The organism is Marinoscillum sp., from assembly GCF_965229915.1.
Taxonomy (GTDB): Bacteria; Bacteroidota; Bacteroidia; order Cytophagales; family Cyclobacteriaceae; genus Marinoscillum.
Genome location: NZ_CBDDJZ010000001.1, coordinates 253,353 through 269,205, shown reverse-complemented (window position 1 = coordinate 269,205; position 15,853 = coordinate 253,353). Strand labels below are relative to the sequence as shown.

The 15,853-nt window shown below is 42.7% G+C and carries 11 protein-coding genes; 4 read left to right on the top strand and 7 right to left on the bottom strand.

All coding sequences use genetic code 11. The features are described 5' to 3' along the window. Nucleotides 1–194 precede the first annotated feature (194 nt). Nucleotides 195–1,988, top strand: coding sequence for a hypothetical protein (locus ACO067_RS01090; RefSeq protein WP_421869487.1), 1,794 nt, complete (start codon nucleotides 195–197; stop codon nucleotides 1,986–1,988). A 69-nt stretch (nucleotides 1,989–2,057) separates the two neighbouring features. Here ACO067_RS01090 and ACO067_RS01085 read toward each other — a convergent pair whose 3' ends face one another. From ACO067_RS01085 to ACO067_RS01070, 4 genes are all read right to left on the bottom strand, one after another. Further along, on the bottom strand, nucleotides 2,058–2,474 hold the full coding sequence (locus ACO067_RS01085) for a hypothetical protein (RefSeq protein ID WP_421869483.1): 417 nt from the start codon (nucleotides 2,472–2,474) through the stop codon (nucleotides 2,058–2,060). Nucleotides 2,475–2,521: 47 nt separating this feature from the next. Next, nucleotides 2,522–3,490, bottom strand: coding sequence for a hypothetical protein (locus ACO067_RS01080; RefSeq protein ID WP_421869480.1), 969 nt, complete (start codon nucleotides 3,488–3,490; stop codon nucleotides 2,522–2,524). 79 nt (nucleotides 3,491–3,569) lie between these two features. Beyond that, a complete protein-coding gene (locus ACO067_RS01075; protein WP_421869477.1) occupies nucleotides 3,570–5,186 on the bottom strand; it encodes a serine hydrolase domain-containing protein in 1,617 nt (538 codons plus the stop codon). A gap of 47 nt (nucleotides 5,187–5,233) precedes the next feature. Then, nucleotides 5,234–6,409, bottom strand: a complete 1,176-nt coding sequence (locus ACO067_RS01070; RefSeq protein WP_421869475.1) for a helix-turn-helix domain-containing protein — start codon at nucleotides 6,407–6,409, stop codon at nucleotides 5,234–5,236. Nucleotides 6,410–6,605: 196 nt separating this feature from the next. Between ACO067_RS01070 and ACO067_RS01065 the strand changes: the two genes are divergently transcribed. Next, the gene (locus ACO067_RS01065) at nucleotides 6,606–7,112 is read left to right on the top strand and encodes a Panacea domain-containing protein (RefSeq protein WP_421869473.1); all 507 of its coding nucleotides are present in this window, start codon (nucleotides 6,606–6,608) and stop codon (nucleotides 7,110–7,112) included. Between the two features lie 6 nt (nucleotides 7,113–7,118). Here the strand turns inward: ACO067_RS01065 and ACO067_RS01060 are convergent, their stop codons facing one another. The 3 genes from ACO067_RS01060 to ACO067_RS01050 form a co-directional block, all read right to left on the bottom strand. Continuing rightward, the gene (locus ACO067_RS01060; protein WP_421869470.1) at nucleotides 7,119–8,624 is read right to left on the bottom strand and encodes a carboxypeptidase-like regulatory domain-containing protein; all 1,506 of its coding nucleotides are present in this window, start codon (nucleotides 8,622–8,624) and stop codon (nucleotides 7,119–7,121) included. A gap of 74 nt (nucleotides 8,625–8,698) precedes the next feature. Beyond that, the gene (locus ACO067_RS01055; protein WP_421869467.1) at nucleotides 8,699–9,475 is read right to left on the bottom strand and encodes an NIPSNAP family protein; all 777 of its coding nucleotides are present in this window, start codon (nucleotides 9,473–9,475) and stop codon (nucleotides 8,699–8,701) included. A gap of 34 nt (nucleotides 9,476–9,509) precedes the next feature. Further along, the gene (locus ACO067_RS01050) at nucleotides 9,510–12,350 is read right to left on the bottom strand and encodes a triple tyrosine motif-containing protein (protein WP_421869463.1); all 2,841 of its coding nucleotides are present in this window, start codon (nucleotides 12,348–12,350) and stop codon (nucleotides 9,510–9,512) included. Nucleotides 12,351–12,696: 346 nt separating this feature from the next. Between ACO067_RS01050 and ACO067_RS01045 the strand changes: the two genes are divergently transcribed. Together ACO067_RS01045 and ACO067_RS01040 are read left to right on the top strand one after the other, a co-directional pair. Beyond that, the gene (locus tag ACO067_RS01045) at nucleotides 12,697–14,622 is read left to right on the top strand and encodes a PKD domain-containing protein (RefSeq protein ID WP_421869460.1); all 1,926 of its coding nucleotides are present in this window, start codon (nucleotides 12,697–12,699) and stop codon (nucleotides 14,620–14,622) included. Nucleotides 14,623–14,728: 106 nt separating this feature from the next. Further along, nucleotides 14,729–15,835, top strand: coding sequence for a family 16 glycosylhydrolase (locus ACO067_RS01040; protein WP_421869457.1), 1,107 nt, complete (start codon nucleotides 14,729–14,731; stop codon nucleotides 15,833–15,835). Nucleotides 15,836–15,853: the final 18 nt, after the last annotated feature.

The window sequence follows — 15,853 nt, the reverse complement described above, 5'->3', positions numbered from 1 at the left end:
ATTGCGTCAATAGCACATAATGAGATTTGCCTCAAAAGTATATGTATCAACTGGTAATTCAGGCTGATTGTTAGTCAGAAAGTATTATTAGGTGATGAAAGGTGGGAATTGCGTATATAATATACCGAATGCACGGTATGTTTTTGACTCAGCCGACCTCCTAACTTAGTGCTCTGATATTAATCAACGCGAATATGTACCGACTAAGACTTTTTACATTTTTATTGACGATCGCCGCTTTTTTGATGGTGGATCCGGTGTCTGCTCAGTTGCCTTTTGGCAAAAAAAAGGACGATACTGAAGAAAGCAAGGACTCAGAAGAAGAGGGTGATGAGAAAGATGGCTTTGGTGGCAAGTTCAAAGCCAAAATGAAGAATTTCAATCCGATGAAGTCCATCGGAAAGCTAGCTGGGAATCTGCTGACCTCTACCACTGATGACCTCAACACTTTATCCATGCAGGTTCTTTACATGCAAAACCTCTACCCAAGCGAAACCATGACGGTAGAAACCGAATACTTCGGTTTTTGGGAAGCAGGTATGGATATGACTGGAGTGTTATTCCTGAAGAAGGAAGGAGTTGGCATGAGCAAGATTGACGGAAGTGTCAAGATTGATGGTAACGATATTGAGCATGTGGCCAATGGCTTTTATGGGGGTATTGTAGAGAAAAACAGCGGCTCACATTCAGTAGATATCCAAACAGTGAGTGGGGATATGGCTAAGCTAACGGCTGATCCGATTGAGCCCATCGAGATCGTGAGCATCAACGGAGTACCAAGAGGTGAGGTGGCTTCTGTGAATATGGATGAAGATCTGGTTTTGGAACTCAAGCATCCGCAAGGAGGAACCGATGACTTTTATGTAGCTATCCTTGGGAAAGTAATGGGAATCCGCGGGTTCAATGAGATTGGATTCTTTAAAAGTGTAGACAAAATCACCATCCCAAAAGAGGCTTTCAAGCATACAGCCACTACTGCATATAAATTTGAACAGGGTGACAATTACCTGCTGGTGCAGCGAACTAAAGAGAAGGTGGTGAATCTACCGGATGTAGGTGCTGCACAAGTGATAACTGGTGCTATGGATTGGAGTCCAATTACACTGGAAGGTGACCAGAAAACATTTCTGGGGGTAGGAGTGGATGAATACAACGCCAAATACGAGACGAAAACAGATGATAAGTTTACGGTGCAGGCAAACAAACCGAATGCTTTCTGGGGTCCTCCATTGAGTCAGCCGAAGAAACTCGCTATGGCATCTTTTGTAGTGAGAGCTACAGAACTGAAACAACAACATGTGGAGACTTCTACTAGCACTTCCATCTCTGGCAATGTCAAAACCACAACGACCACTACAACTACTGAAACCAGGCAATTTCCTGAAGTGCCAGAAGTGTTCTGGGACCAACTGGTGAATGAATTCTATGCAAAGTTTGAAAAGGCATTTCTGGCAGAAATGAATGTAGAGCTAGTACCGATTGAGCAGACCATGAAGGCCAGTCAGTATGCAAACCTTTTTGCCACCGAAGATACAGTCTCCGAAGAGGTGGTGGTCAAACCATACAAAGGATGTAAGCTACTACTACCAACTACTCTAAGCGAAATGTGGTCATCCAGGACGAGTACATTCCCAAATGACAAACCTGAGGTGAAGCTCATGAAGGAACTGGGTGTAGATGGAATTATTTCGGTGACTGTGGATTGTGCTATGGCCTGGGAAGATGGTGCGCTGAGTCCAAGGATGTCCTTCAGGATAGATGGACCCACCAATGGCTGGAAAGTCGGACCTACGACTTATGCTAATGGGCTCATCACTGGGCCGGGTAAAGGAGTAAGCGAAGCATATGCAGACTCTGAGGATATAGTAGATCAACTCAATCAGGTAATGAGTGTGGACCGGGTGATTGAATTATTTCAGGAGGCTATGGTCAACTTAAAGGCCGACGAACAAGGAAAAGGATACGAAAAAATCTGGGCATTAAAATGATATCATCGCCATAATTCACCAGCCTGTTTCAGGACAGATGGTGCATATTGGCAGTTGCAAGAGGCGGGCTTAGAGTCCGCCTTTTTTTGTGAGACGAAAACCTTCCATTCCGCCATCTATGTCACGACTCATGTGTATGGTATGGTCTATGATTTCAAACGTATAGGAACCAGATAAAATACGCTCCCAGTCACTATCCGCCACTGCATTGTAGCCGTTCGTTAGTCTTACCTGGTTTTTTTCAATAGCAAACTGCCCCATAAAAATGGATTGACTAAGTGAGTCTTCTGACAGTCCGGTATAGTTTCGCTTTTCAAACTGGAGTGTAAGTGGTACGGGTAGAGCTCTTTCTGCAGAAGTGCTTTTGTAATAATAGCCCTCATATTCTCCATAGAACATGGGGTTGAGGTCATCATCCTCACTACATGCCGCAAAGATGAATACGAACAAAATCAGGAAGTTGCTAAAAATGTTACGTTTTTTCATACATGGTAATAGACGCAGGATGGAAGGTAATGGTTGGGCTAAAGGAACTAATTCGTTGGTATTTTGCCTTTTAACCAACTTCCCATGTCCAGATAGAGGTCCATACCTGTTTGCTGCTGGATTTCCACCAGGGCATTTCTTAGCTGAACAGAACGCAGCCCTAGTTGACTTCTATAGTGATTGCATTGGTCAACTTCGTCTGGAGTAATCGGTTTAATGATGCCATATGACGATTGCTGGTGATCAGACTTCACAGTCAGGTACCAATCATCAATGATGGCCAGGTCTAGTGGGTCCATTTCTCCGCGATTGACCGCCTGTAGCAACTGTGGTTTTAAACGTGGAAAGATGGTGTCAGCTTGTTGATATTCAGGACTTATGGAGTTGTGATGACCAAGGATGGTGCTCATCCATACACTATTACCGATGAGTTTTTCTCCAGGATATCCAATTTGATCCAGGATGTTTTGGAGTTGTTGCATTTGCCGTTCATTAAGTGGAATGACCTCTTGTGTAATGAACTTTTCACGTGCCTTTTGTGAAGGTTTCAGCAAGTACTTGAAGGCCATTTTCTGATCTTCTTTGGAAAGGTCTCTGATTACCGCTCTCAATGAGTCATTGATTCGGTCTTCAAAATCTTGTCTCAGTGCTTCATAGCTTTTTTCCAGGTCAAACCATCTAGGATTCTTTTTGAGCGGCTTGAGCAGTTGGTGTTTCTTGATTTCTTTGAGCGTCCATCCATTAGCTACTCCCAGCCCCAGATAGTCAAAAGCCCGATATTCATCACCCAGGTGTGCTGCTAGTTGAGCTGCTATTTTGTAGTCTTCCAAAAATACGAATTCGTATTGCTGAAAGAGTTGGTCATATCTGGATAGAGCCTCATTGAACTGGTTGGAGGCAATTAACTGCTCTATGTCCAGGACGGACTGGTGATAGCTTATGTAGTTTTCAGGTTGAGCCTGAAGATGCACATTGGCTATTAAGGCACAGGATATCCAAAGTAACCTTGAGATCATTCTTCAAGATAATCAAAATGAAACTTCAGTTCAATACTCCTCGGAAATTGGTGTATCACGAAGTCGTGTCCTCTTTCTTCTAATTTCGCCTGAATTGTATGTTGCTATTTCTAGAGGTATTTAGGATTAACAAATCACTTATATGTTTGGGGATGGAGAACTGCCGACTCCCAATCAAGAGTAACGCTGGCGTAAATAGTTCTGATGAAATGGTTTCACCATTCCAACTGCACGTCAATTTTCTCTCATCATCCAGGCTAAGCGTAAAGGACAGCTTCAACTCTTCATTGCTATATGTTCCCAACAGTCTATCCGGCTGAAAAGCATCGGGAGACTCTTCCATAAAAAGCGTATAAGGATCGTGACTGGTATAATAGGCGGTAACAGTCATTTGGCCAGATTCCGTTCTTTTAAACTCTTGTTTGAAGGCTGGGTCCGAAATCTCATGGTAGATGTTGCCTCGTTCATGTGTCAGCGCCACCGGATCTCTGTAGGTTCGGTCCAGATAGAGCGTATCCTCTTCAATGAAAAACTTGAAATAGAAGGTACCTGATGTTTTGTAAGTGCCGACCACTTCTTCTTTTGAAATAAACTCACCTACAGTTGTGGGTTCTGTTTGAATAGTGCGTTCTTTCAATTTTCCCTTTGAGGCGATCTGGTAGATATCTTCAGCAATGGACGAAACGTTGATATTGCTGTAATTCGTCATGACCACAATAGAGATATTCTCAGTGGGTACGCGCACGAAAAATGAACCATAAGCACCAGTAGATCCCTGATGATAAGTTTTTTCACCTTCAAACTCCACCCCAAAACCATAGGCAATATCTGATAGAATAGGACTTTGTGATCTGGACAGAGTTCCACTGGACAATCGGTCGGACTGAGTGATTTGAAGGGTTTGCTCCCAAAGGAGCTGATCATGCAACGTGGTAAATAGGGCTCCATCACCAATAATGTCAGAGTTCCATGGATATTCTGTATATCCTTTCCAAAACCCATAGGGTTTGACTCTATCGATGATGAATTCATGATTGGACTCAAAGCTGGTCTGAGCCATCCCTATCTGATGAAAAAAGGACTGACTATATTGGGTAAAGGGCTGTTTACAGATTGCCTCCACTAATTCGGTTAGAAGGATATAGTTAGTGTTGCTGTACCTGTAGGCTGATCCTGGTTGAAAATTCAGTGAGTTTTGATTTTTGATCAGATCGAGTACATCCTCATTGCTCAATGATTCTTGCCACCAGGTGATCCCCTGAATACTCCACAGATCATAGATGTCTCGAATCCCACTAGTATGGGTGATTAGCTGTGTAATGGTAATCGTATCTTTGATGGTTGGGAAATACGCTGGCAGGTACCATCGGAAGTCATCCTGAAGATCAAGCAGTCCTTTCTCTGCAAGATCAAGGACCATCAATGCAGTGAACTGCTTAGCACAGGAGGCATAATTAAATCGAGATGTCGTGCTGCTCAGTTTGATGGAGTCCTGCAAGTCGGAGTAACCAATGATCTTTTGATAAACAACTGAGCCATTTTTCACGATCCCTACACCAAGGCCCGGAGCCAGGTCTTCTGATAGCTGGCCAGTAATTAGCTTATCAAGTGATGAAATTTGCTCTTCAGTAAGGCTCTGCGCACTGATATTAGAGCATATAACCAATACCAGGAATGTTATTACCAGTGATTTCATTTGTGAGTTTTAGGCCGAAGATGATGTGGATTTCAAATTTCATCGTCTCATATGATCTTTTGGGACTCAATTTCTTGAATAAAAGACTGAGGGGAATTACCTGTTTGTTTTTTAAACACACGATTGAAGGTACTTTTAGAATTAAAGCCACACTCAAGAGCTTTACCAAGCAAGGTTAGGTGCATGTTTCGATTATCCTGAACCATCAATTGAAACGCCTGTATCCGATGCTTATTGATGTAGTCGTTGAAGTTCATTTCGAACCCCTGATTAATCACATATGAAAGTGCCTGACGGCTTATCTGAAGATGGGAGGCCAGCATTTCCAGAGATAAATGAGGGTTCTTATATAAATGCTCCTTAGTCATGGAGTACTCTATTTTCACTTTGAGATTCTCTAGCTCCTGCTTAGAGAAGGCATTTGTCTTTGGAGTTTCCTCGGGGATAGGAGGTCTGGTAATAGCTGTTGGATTTCTCAAAACCTGGAAGCAACCTTGCCAACCGATGTAATAAAAAATAAGTCCAAAAAACAGATAAAACCACCATTTTTCACCAAAATCACCCCAATTGGGGTAGAGTAGAAAAAAAGTGATCCTCAATACTAGTATCAGTAAAAATGAGGACAGAAAATGATTGAGCCAGGTAAGTTTTACTTCTTCAGCATAGCTTACTTCATGCAGAATAGATCTTCTATGTCTGCGATGATCTCGAATAGCCAACACAAGGTAGATGGTGATGGATAACATACCTAAGATCTGATAGGAAAAGGAGAGGTCCTTGTCTCGTCCATCAGCATAGAAAAAAGGAGTCCCCATCAGGTAATCGGTGATGAAAATGACAAGTGAATAAAGCAAGTAGATCAGTCCTGGTAGAAAGTGTATCCAGGCTTTTGGTAGAGATTTGCCTGTGGTGAGACTCAACACATACAAGTACAAAACGGGTCCGATAAAGTAGTACTGATGGAATGGAATGTAAAATAGAGCTTCACGAAAACCATCTCTGCTGTACCAACCAAAATGGCCGAACATCCAGGGGCAGAGCATTAGAACTGATAGGAAAAGAAGAGCAGAGAGCCATAGAGCTTGTCTCGAGCCATTATTATAATAGTACCTAAGTAGAATCACGGTAAGTACTAGTCCGTGTACCGTGAGGAACAGCAGGATGGCGGATTTGTAGTAAAGTCCGGGAAGCAATTTGAGTCTTAGTTTGACCCGAATATACATAGCTAATAACTATCGGTTACACGGTTTTGTGGTTTATTTCAGGGGACGGAAGGAAGAAAGGTCTCTACAGATGTTGATTAGGTTAAATAGCAATAAATTATATTATTTCAATAAAAAATAGTGATTATTTAAGTTAAAAACTTGCGAATTAGTTTTTCCCTGTCTACTTTAGACTTTCCAGCTAATTAGACAGACGATGTATAACGCACTTACAGTTGCTCACTATTTCGTGAGTCAATCCCAATCAACTCAGCAGCCCATTACAGCTCACAAAGCTGAATTCCTTGTATATTTCGCCCATGGATGGCACCTGGCAATTGACGGACGACCTTTGATCAAGGACAAAGTCAAAGCCTGGAGACATGGGCCCGTTATCGAATCCGTTCATAAGTTTTACAGCAAGCAAAAGGATATTTACGCTACGTTAGATGTGGCGATTCTGGAGCAGATTAAAGACCGAGACCGACACTTTCTGGACGGAATTTGGGAGCACTATCTGCACCTAAATGAAATGCAAATGCTAGAGAAGTGTACGGACTATGGCACTCCATGGTACATGACCTATCAGAAAAGCTCTGGTGAGCTGGTGATTGATGAAAAACGTATCAAACAGCACTACAGGCTCTTACACATCTCCAATCCAGACTGGTGTGACCTGGATGATCCCTTCACTATGGGCAACGAAGGCCGTATTGGCGCCTAGTATTGATTAGTTCTTCTCCGATCGCTTGTATTTGGCTAGTTCTGAGGTGGGAGCTAATATGGTCTGATTGTTCCAGATGTCAGGTGAGTTGCTGATTTCTTTTCTGAAGTTCATTTTTTCAGGAGGAGTTATATTGTCATAAGTTTCCTGAGACAATGGTTCCCGATCCATGACTAGCAGCTCCACTCGGTCTTCTATGTCAAAGTACAGGTCCAGGTCCATACTTAGCTTGTTGACTGTTTTGTCCCATAGAAAACGCTTTTCTTTCTTCACAAAGGAGAATCCTCGTTCTATTGATGCTGTTTCCTTTTCAGAAGCATTGATGTATTTCAGCAAATATCCATCCCTGGTATGTTCGTAAATCACTTGCGCTTGTTTCCCTTCCATGGAGTGGCCGATTCCAAACAACTGAAAGTTTTCATCACTTTTGCCATCAGCGTAAGCATAATCCACCTGCAATACTCCGAAAGTGTTTGTTGAGCAATAGATAACGCCTTCGAAGAGGCCACCCATTTTGGGTCTGAATTTTACCTGATAGACCAACTCGTCATTGACGATGGTCACATCACCTTTTTCGTAGCGGTATTTGCCGGGTTTGGTAATGAACTCCCAGTTTTCACTATTGATATCAGCATAGCGCTGTTGGTAGCCTAGTATGGAATGAGTCCAGAAGTCTACATCGTTTTGAAATACTGCCGAGTCAGCGGATTCTTCATTGGTGGTATCGATATCTGCCTTGAAGGATAGAATGCCGGTACGGAATTTGAAATACTCGTCTTCGTTTTTCACGCTTTCTTTGATGCTTTCACCAAAGTCTTTGAACTTATCTTCCATTTCATTAGCCAGATCCATCATGGATTGTTCCTCCAGGGAGATGGCATCAATCGGGACCAACTTTGGTTTGGGTTTGTGCAAGTAGAGCTCTACCAATGCATCTCTATATTCTACAAATTCGTTGGGAAGTTTATCGATTAGCTCCTGGATGACCTCTGGTTCCAATCCTTCAAAATCAGACTCTCTGATTGTAAACTCCCTGTCTTGGGGAAACTTTGCGCGTTCGTACTCGTGGAGAAATACCCGACGTTTCTCGTTGACACTAGGGTGGTTTTCCTTAAAATTCTCCTCAATTTTAGCGATGATTTCTTTGGCACTTAATTCCCTGGAGAGGATGGAGACCTCATTTAAGGTGATGGAGGCCGGGTTGAGGTAAATCGTTTCGGGTACTGTTTGCACATTTTTCCTGTAAGGCTCATATCCGATGTGGCTGATAACCAGCGTATCACTTGCTTGAAAAGTTTCGCTTCCTAGTATAAACCTTCCTTCAGCATTAGCCACCGTGCCAGCACTCTTACCAGCAATGCCGATAGTACAAAAGGGGAGCGGTTCATTGGTTTCCTTATCAAAAATGACTGCACGGATGGATTGAGCGTCCAGACTGAATTGGGTGCAGATGATCATTAAGATAGTAAGTAGTGAATTGAGTTTTTGATCCATGTAAGTCAGATGCAGCAATCGGGAAAAGGGTTGCTTTAGGTTATTTTTCTCTTTCCGAACGTTGGGAATCTGATCAGGTTGTTTACCAGGTGTTAAAAATCTGAAAAAGAGAGGGGTCTGAGAAAGATCAGATCAGCACTTGATACGTTGTTGGCATACTGTTCGTCACCTATGAGGCTTTTCCATTGCGGGTCGTTGACAAACTGCTTCCACTTGTCATCTCTGTCTGCACGATTGTTATAAGAAGTCATGTACATCAGGTTAGGCATAGCCGATCCAGCGAGTACTTCTCCATAAAATGATGCATTGAATCCGAGTCGGCTAAAAAGACCAATTTCATCACCTTGGTTGAACATTTTTAGTTTGTTCTGGAAGTACGTTTCTGTTGGGCTCTCATAGCTCCTAAGCTCGTAGATGCGCTCGCCCATTGGAGCAGTCAACTGTGGTAGTCGGTAGTTTGGGTGATCCTCAAATGCCTTTAACAGTACGATCTCTAGTCTGGCATAAGGAGCTTGGTCATGATTGGCATTGAGGTAGTCTGATGCACTTTGAATGTATTTTGGGTCTTCGGAGATCTTTTTATCCAGTAATTCTACGTCAGTCATGGATGCCATAGGGATCAATACATAGTAAGCTCCGTCTGCCACCTGGTTATCAATGCCTTCTAATTCAATATTTTTAAACACTCCTACATGAGACACTCCTGCACGTTTTAGAGCAGGGACATAGGCTGACTCAAAATAGGATTCCAATTCATTGCCTTGCTCTGCATCGACCATTCGGTAGATTTTCAACTGATAGTAATCTCTGGTCTGAGCAGATGTAATGAGCGCCAAGGTGAAGACAATTATTGAGAAGAGGACTTTCATGATCTTTGGGTTTTGTTTAAAGTTAATTCAATGGTCAAGAATACTCCATCATGTATTCTACCAGATTTACATCACGACTGATATTCAATTTTTTCCGCAGACGATATCTGCTGATTTCCACACCACGTACGGATATGTTCAGCAAGTTGGCTATTTCTTTGGAAGTCATGTTCATTCTAAGGTACGCACACAGTTTGATTTCCTGTGGTGTGAGTGTGGGATGATCTTTTTTGACATTGGTTAGGAAATCACCATGGACCTGATCAAAGTGCTTGGTAAACTGTTCCCATCCTTCATCCTCAGATAGGTTTCGGTCTATGTCTCGAATGATTTTTTTATAACCATCCTTATTACTGGTCTTGCTGGATTCTTTCAGGGCATCCCTGATGGAGAGCATGAATTCATTTTTATTGATGAGGTGCATGGTCGTGGTGGCCAACTCACGGTTCTTATGATCAATTTCCGAGCGTAGTTTGTCGTTTCGAAGTTTGGTGATTTGCTCTTCTGATTTCTTAGAAACTTCTACCAATTCATTGTCCTTCTTCATCAACTCACGTTTTTGATTAATGGTGAGCATTTGCTTATCCTTTTTATGCTTGATGTCCAGGATAAGCATTGAAACTCCAAAAATGGCTACCAATATCAATGCATAAGATATGTAAGCAGCTCTGGATCTGTACCATGGTGGATAGACACGAAAAGTAAATGTGGCTTCTTCACTGATATCACCAAAAACATTTCTGGCCCTCACTCTAAAGGTGTAGTCACCTTGTGAGAGGTTGGTGTATTCTTTTTCGGTGGCTGCACTCCAGTCTGACCAGTCTGATTCGAAGTTTTCCAGCATGAACTGAAATTCCATGTCATCCTGCCCGTCAAAATAGGGAGAAGCGTACAGAAAGCGTAAGGAAGAAAAATAGGCTGGGAGCGAGGGTGTTGAGCTCTCAGACTTGTGAAATGAAGTGCTTCCACCGAATAGGCGCTCCTCTTGATCTGTTTTAGCACTCACACTGCGAATGAAAGCCTTAAACTCCTGATCGCGGATCTTTTTGATACTTGGATTGTAATGGATAAACCCTTCTTTGGCACCAAAAAACACATTTTCGTGATCAATGATACTGACGTTTTCCAGGTCATCGGAGAGGTATTTGATGATTCTGCTAAATTCTGCCTCATGCGTGTTATAACCACCAAAAGGTGTTTTTTCAAGATATCCGATGCCTTCATTGCTCAAATAATAGATATTCCCGGCCACATCTTGACTCAGTTCACTGATATGTGAGCTGGCACTGAGATACGCTTCCAGATCAGGGAGGTGTCTCATGGAGTCAGCCTGTTGGTCATAGGTGAAAATGCCACTCTCCGCTGCAAAAATCAGCTCGTTGCTCAGGTTGAATACATTGATTAGAATATTGGAGGGAAATCCGGATTGATCACCATAAAACTCCAGGTTATGTATCTCATTGGATTGGAAGTCGAACGTAAGTTTATACACACCTTTATACCCATGGGTCATGAAGACTGTAGAGTCATTTAAAAACTCAAATACTCGACTAGACTCTCCGAAGGTGCCAAGTTTTTCCGAGACTAAATGTTCCTCAGGGTGTACGGTGTTAAACCCTTCGTATCCACCCATCAGCAGGAGCTTGCTATTCGGTATTTTCATCAGTTTCCACACTCCGTTTTCATCATAGAACTGCTCAGCTCTATCTTCATTCACCAGAAAGGCGCCATCGTGATGTGACAGGTACAATCGTTCATCTATGTTTTGAAGATTATAGACTTGCCCGCTTGAGTTTTGTACCAGTTGGTATTGGTCAGATTCTTCAGAGATGGGATCTGGTTGGATTCCCTGGTGGAATAAACCGTTACTGGTGCCGAGGTAAATACGGTCATGATGCAGTAAAGCCGTATAGCCGGTACCCGGCAGACCCGATTGCTCATCCACGATGGAGAATGGTGAGCCTAGCTCTACCATCGTTATTCCATTATTGAGTCCAATCCATAGATTAGAAAACCTATCTTCATGTAGCGATAGGACCGTGCGATTGTTTAGACCCTTTCCTTTCGTAAGGTGCTTGACTACTTCACCTTCGCTAGTCATGATCAGCAAGCCATTGTTTTGTGTGCCAATGGCAATGTGGTTATTAGAAAGCAGAATGGCCTGATTGATTTGAGATGCCAGCAAGAACTTATCTGCTTTTAAGCGCCATTTTACAAACTGACCTTGTCGGTACAGATAGATGTTGCCATCTTCCTGAAATACCAGCAGACTGTTGTTTTTATGTGGTAGAATCGCTGTTACTGTGCTCTTTTGCAATACTTCACTCCCTTCTAAAAGGTCAAAGTCACTACCATTCCATTTGCTCAGGCCTTCTTTTGGTAGGTAAGCATACAAGCTCTCACCGATGACAAAAGCGGTTTCCGAACCGAAGGATTCCGGCATCCATTGCAAGGTCTTCCCATCGTATTCTATTATGCCTTGATAAGAGGAGAAGAGAATGGAATTGTTGTATTTGATGATTCTCCACACGTCTTCCAGTGGTCTGTCAGACTTGTCCAGCTGATCTCTGATACTCACAAAGTGAAGAAAACCTGTGGAGTCAGGAGTAAAGTATCCTAGTTGATTTTGTCCGCCGGCATAGATACGACCATTCTGGTCAATGAATACTGATCTGAGTCTTGTATTGTTTTGCACCTCATACCTTCGCCAGCTTACTCCATCATATTCCAGTAGCCCAAAATTATTGGCCACATAAATAAACCCTCTTCTATCCTCCTTGATGTTCCAGTTCTGGATACCACCATCATAGTCATTCGTGTTGAAGGTTTTGGTCAGCGGTATTTTGGAAAATCCATAATGATCCCTCTGGCACATTACTGAAATGCTAATCAAAAGAAGGCATACAAATGAGATTGTTCGGTACATCATCATTTTAGGGTTGAGGCAAATAATAAGATGCTTGGTGATGAGTTTAATGAGAAATGAAAGATAAATAAGAAAAATGTAGAAACACCTTTTATAAACGGTTAAAGGCTATTATGAATCCATTTGATGTAGTATTGATGAGGTGGTTTGATGTATCTGATGTATTAATGATGTAGTGTATTCTTCAATTCAATACAGGTGAATAAGTCAGATTTGAGAATTGAATAATGAAAACGTGTGCAAGTTTTCAAATTCTTAAAAAGGACCTTAAAACAAACATCTAAAATTGAAAATTATGAAGAAGATTGATTACATGAGGCATTTTCGTTGGCTGCCTGTAATTGCACTTTTAGTCTTTACAGCTTCCTGTGAATTGGGCGATGACAAAGATGATCCGGAAGTTGGCGAACCAGTAGCAAGCTTTCAATTTGAAGTCAGTTCAGAGAATTGGGCTGAAGTAACTTTTACTAATTTTTCACAGAATGCCACTACTTACAGTTGGGATTTTGGTGATGACTCAGAGCTGTCTACAGATGAGAGCCCAGTGCATGTTTATGATGCGGGAGGAACATATACTGTGACTTTGACTGCCACTAATGCTGATGGAGTTTCTGCAACTAAATCTGAATCTGTAGAGGTGACTGACCCACTAGCTGCTCAAAGAACCTTGATCGGAGAGGATGGCAAGACGTGGCATCTGCTCGCAGATTCACAAGGTGGCATGCATGCCGTTTTCGAAGTTGGACCTACTGACCGATCTGTATGGTGGTGGGGACTTGGTGTGAATGTGCAGCTTTGCGAGAGACCATGTATCTTCAACGATACCTGGACATTCAACACCGATGGCACATTCACTTTTGATAATCAAGGTGACGCATTTGCTGAAGGTGCTTTCAAAGAAGAGATCAATGGTACTTGTTTTGATGCTTCCGTAGCTGACAACTGGATAGGTGCCAATGGCGAAGATCTGAGCAGCTGGAACTCTGGTACTCACGATTTCACCTATGATGCATCTGCTGCTACACTTAAGATTGATGGAGGATTCATTGGTATTCCTAAAGCCACACCTGATGGTGAAGTAACTGCGCCAGTAGAAAGCGTAACTTATAATGTGGTGAAATTAGTAGACGCTGATGTGGATACACTGATCGTGGAGGTGGAGTTTGCTCACGAAGGATCACCAACTGGTCTTGCTTACTGGAGATCTACTTTGGTGAGCTATGGTGAAACCAGCCCTGTAGTAGTAAGTGAATGCCAGGTTGCAGAAAGTGGCACACCGGAAGAGGCCGCTGATACACCAACAGCTGACGCAGCTGATGTCATTTCAATCTACAGTGATGCTTACACTGATATCGATGGAGTGAACCTTGATCCAGATTGGGGTCAGTCTACAGATTTGACTGGTGAGACAATCGGTGACAACAACATGTTAAAACTTGCTGCATTCAACTATCAGGGCATTGATTTTTCTGGAAATGCACAGGACCTGTCAGGTATGGATTATCTGCACCTAGACATGTGGACTTCCAATGCTGAGGAAGTAAATGTATTCTTAATTAGTGACGGAGCAGAAACTCCTGTAGCTCTTACCATTACTGCTAGTGCATGGAAAGGATACGATATTGCGCTTTCTGAATTCTCTGAAGTGGTAGACCTGTCAGGTGTCATCCAGTTGAAGTTTGATGGAGGTGATGGTCAGCGTACGATCTTCCTTGATAACATTTATTTCTTCAGTGGTACATCACAGTCGTCACCAGCTGAAGCTGCTCCTGCGCCTACGCAAGCAGAAGGTGATGTTGTATCTATTTTCAGTGATGCTTATACTGCCGTGGATGGCGTAAACACAGACCCTGATTGGGGGCAGGCTACTAACACTACTGTAGTGACTATTGGAGACAACAACACGCTGAAAATGGAAGGTTTGACCTACCAGGGAATTGACTGGGCAGGCAACATGCAGGATGTTTCTGGCAAGACTCATGTACACCTCGATGTGTGGACTGCAGATGCCACTACAGTGAATCTATCACTGATTAGTGAAGGACCTAACGAAACTCCATACGCACTGACAATTGAAACAGGCAAGTGGGTTAGTTATGACGTGCCTCTAAGTGAGTTCACTTCAGTGGTGGACTTAACTAAGACTATCCAATTCAAATTTGATGATGCAGGTGCTGGTGACTCACCAACACTATTTGTAGACAACATTTACTTCTATTGAGATAATCAATAGTCAAGGGAATTACTTCTCAACTTAAAAACCGGAAAGAGATTGCCCATTGCGGGCATCTCTTTCTTTTCCCAATCCTTACAAACTCAAATTTTCCATGAGAAATATTTATCTCATCATACTGTTCGCAGGATACTTCATCAGCTGCCAGGAGGAGAAAACCACTCCATCTAATGAGCCCACATTTCTGGATGTAATGGTCAATGTGGATCCGCAAAACAGTGCATTGATCACCATTGAGGCCCAAAGTGACAACACCGTGGAGTACACTTTTGATGCTGGAGATGGATCAGAACTCCAGTCTAATGAGTCAGGTACTTTCACACATACGTACGAATCCACAGGCGTGTATCCAGTAGAAGTGCGGGCATATGGAGCATCAGGTCGCTATCGTGCTTATGAAAAGAGCATCACTGTAGAAATCGGAGATGGTGGACCGGTGGACGGAGACGAAGGTTATGAAACCCCGCTTTCTTATGATGGTATGGATCTGATCTGGCAAGATGAGTTCAATGGTGAAGGTGTAGATCAAAGCAAATGGAATTTTGAAATAGGAGATGGATGTCCTAATGTGTGTGGTTGGGGTAATAATGAGCTCCAATTCTATAGAGAAGAAAACACATCTGTAAGTAATGGTAAACTGACCATTCAGGCTAGGAATCAATCCTTTTCAGGGAAATCCTATACTTCCAGTAGACTGACCACACAGGACAAATTTGAATTCCAATACGGACGAGTAGATATAAGAGCCAAACTACCTGAAGGCCAGGGAATATGGCCGGCACTTTGGATGCTGGGAGCTAACATCAATCAAGTGAGCTGGCCTGCATGTGGAGAGATCGATATCATGGAAATGATTGGTGGTGGAGATGGTAGGGATAATGTTACTCATGGCACAGTGCACTGGGATGATGGCGGATATGCTTCCTACTCGGGTAGTAAAAAAGTAGCCTCCGGAAATCTCAGCGACAAGTATTATGTATACAGTCTTATTTGGACCAATACATCCATCAAATGGATGATCAATGATGAGCAGTATCACATCATAGATATTACTCCCGCCGGACTCTCCGAGTTCAGACAAGACTTTTTCCTCATCATGAATGTGGCCGTAGGTGGCAACTGGCCAGGAAGCCCCAACTCAAGTACGCAGTTTCCTCAAGAGATGAAGGTAGACTATATCAGAGTGTTCCAGGAAAATTGAAAAGAGACTAAATCAAGT

Bases quoted from the DNA above. Each gene is read 5' to 3' on its own strand.
- ACO067_RS01050 (WP_421869463.1), bottom strand. From the start codon at position 12,350: ATGTGCCAGAGGGATCATTATGGATTTTCCAAAATACCGCTGACCAAA.
- ACO067_RS01090 (WP_421869487.1), top strand. From the start codon at position 195: ATGTACCGACTAAGACTTTTTACATTTTTATTGACGATCGCCGCTTTT.
- ACO067_RS01075 (WP_421869477.1), bottom strand. From the start codon at position 5,186: ATGAAATCACTGGTAATAACATTCCTGGTATTGGTTATATGCTCTAAT.
- ACO067_RS01040 (WP_421869457.1), top strand. From the start codon at position 14,729: ATGAGAAATATTTATCTCATCATACTGTTCGCAGGATACTTCATCAGC.
- ACO067_RS01080 (WP_421869480.1), bottom strand. From the start codon at position 3,490: ATGATCTCAAGGTTACTTTGGATATCCTGTGCCTTAATAGCCAATGTG.
- ACO067_RS01055 (WP_421869467.1), bottom strand. From the start codon at position 9,475: ATGAAAGTCCTCTTCTCAATAATTGTCTTCACCTTGGCGCTCATTACA.
- ACO067_RS01045 (WP_421869460.1), top strand. From the start codon at position 12,697: ATGAAGAAGATTGATTACATGAGGCATTTTCGTTGGCTGCCTGTAATT.
- ACO067_RS01085 (WP_421869483.1), bottom strand. From the start codon at position 2,474: ATGAAAAAACGTAACATTTTTAGCAACTTCCTGATTTTGTTCGTATTC.
- ACO067_RS01070 (WP_421869475.1), bottom strand. From the start codon at position 6,409: ATGTATATTCGGGTCAAACTAAGACTCAAATTGCTTCCCGGACTTTAC.
- ACO067_RS01065 (WP_421869473.1), top strand. From the start codon at position 6,606: ATGTATAACGCACTTACAGTTGCTCACTATTTCGTGAGTCAATCCCAA.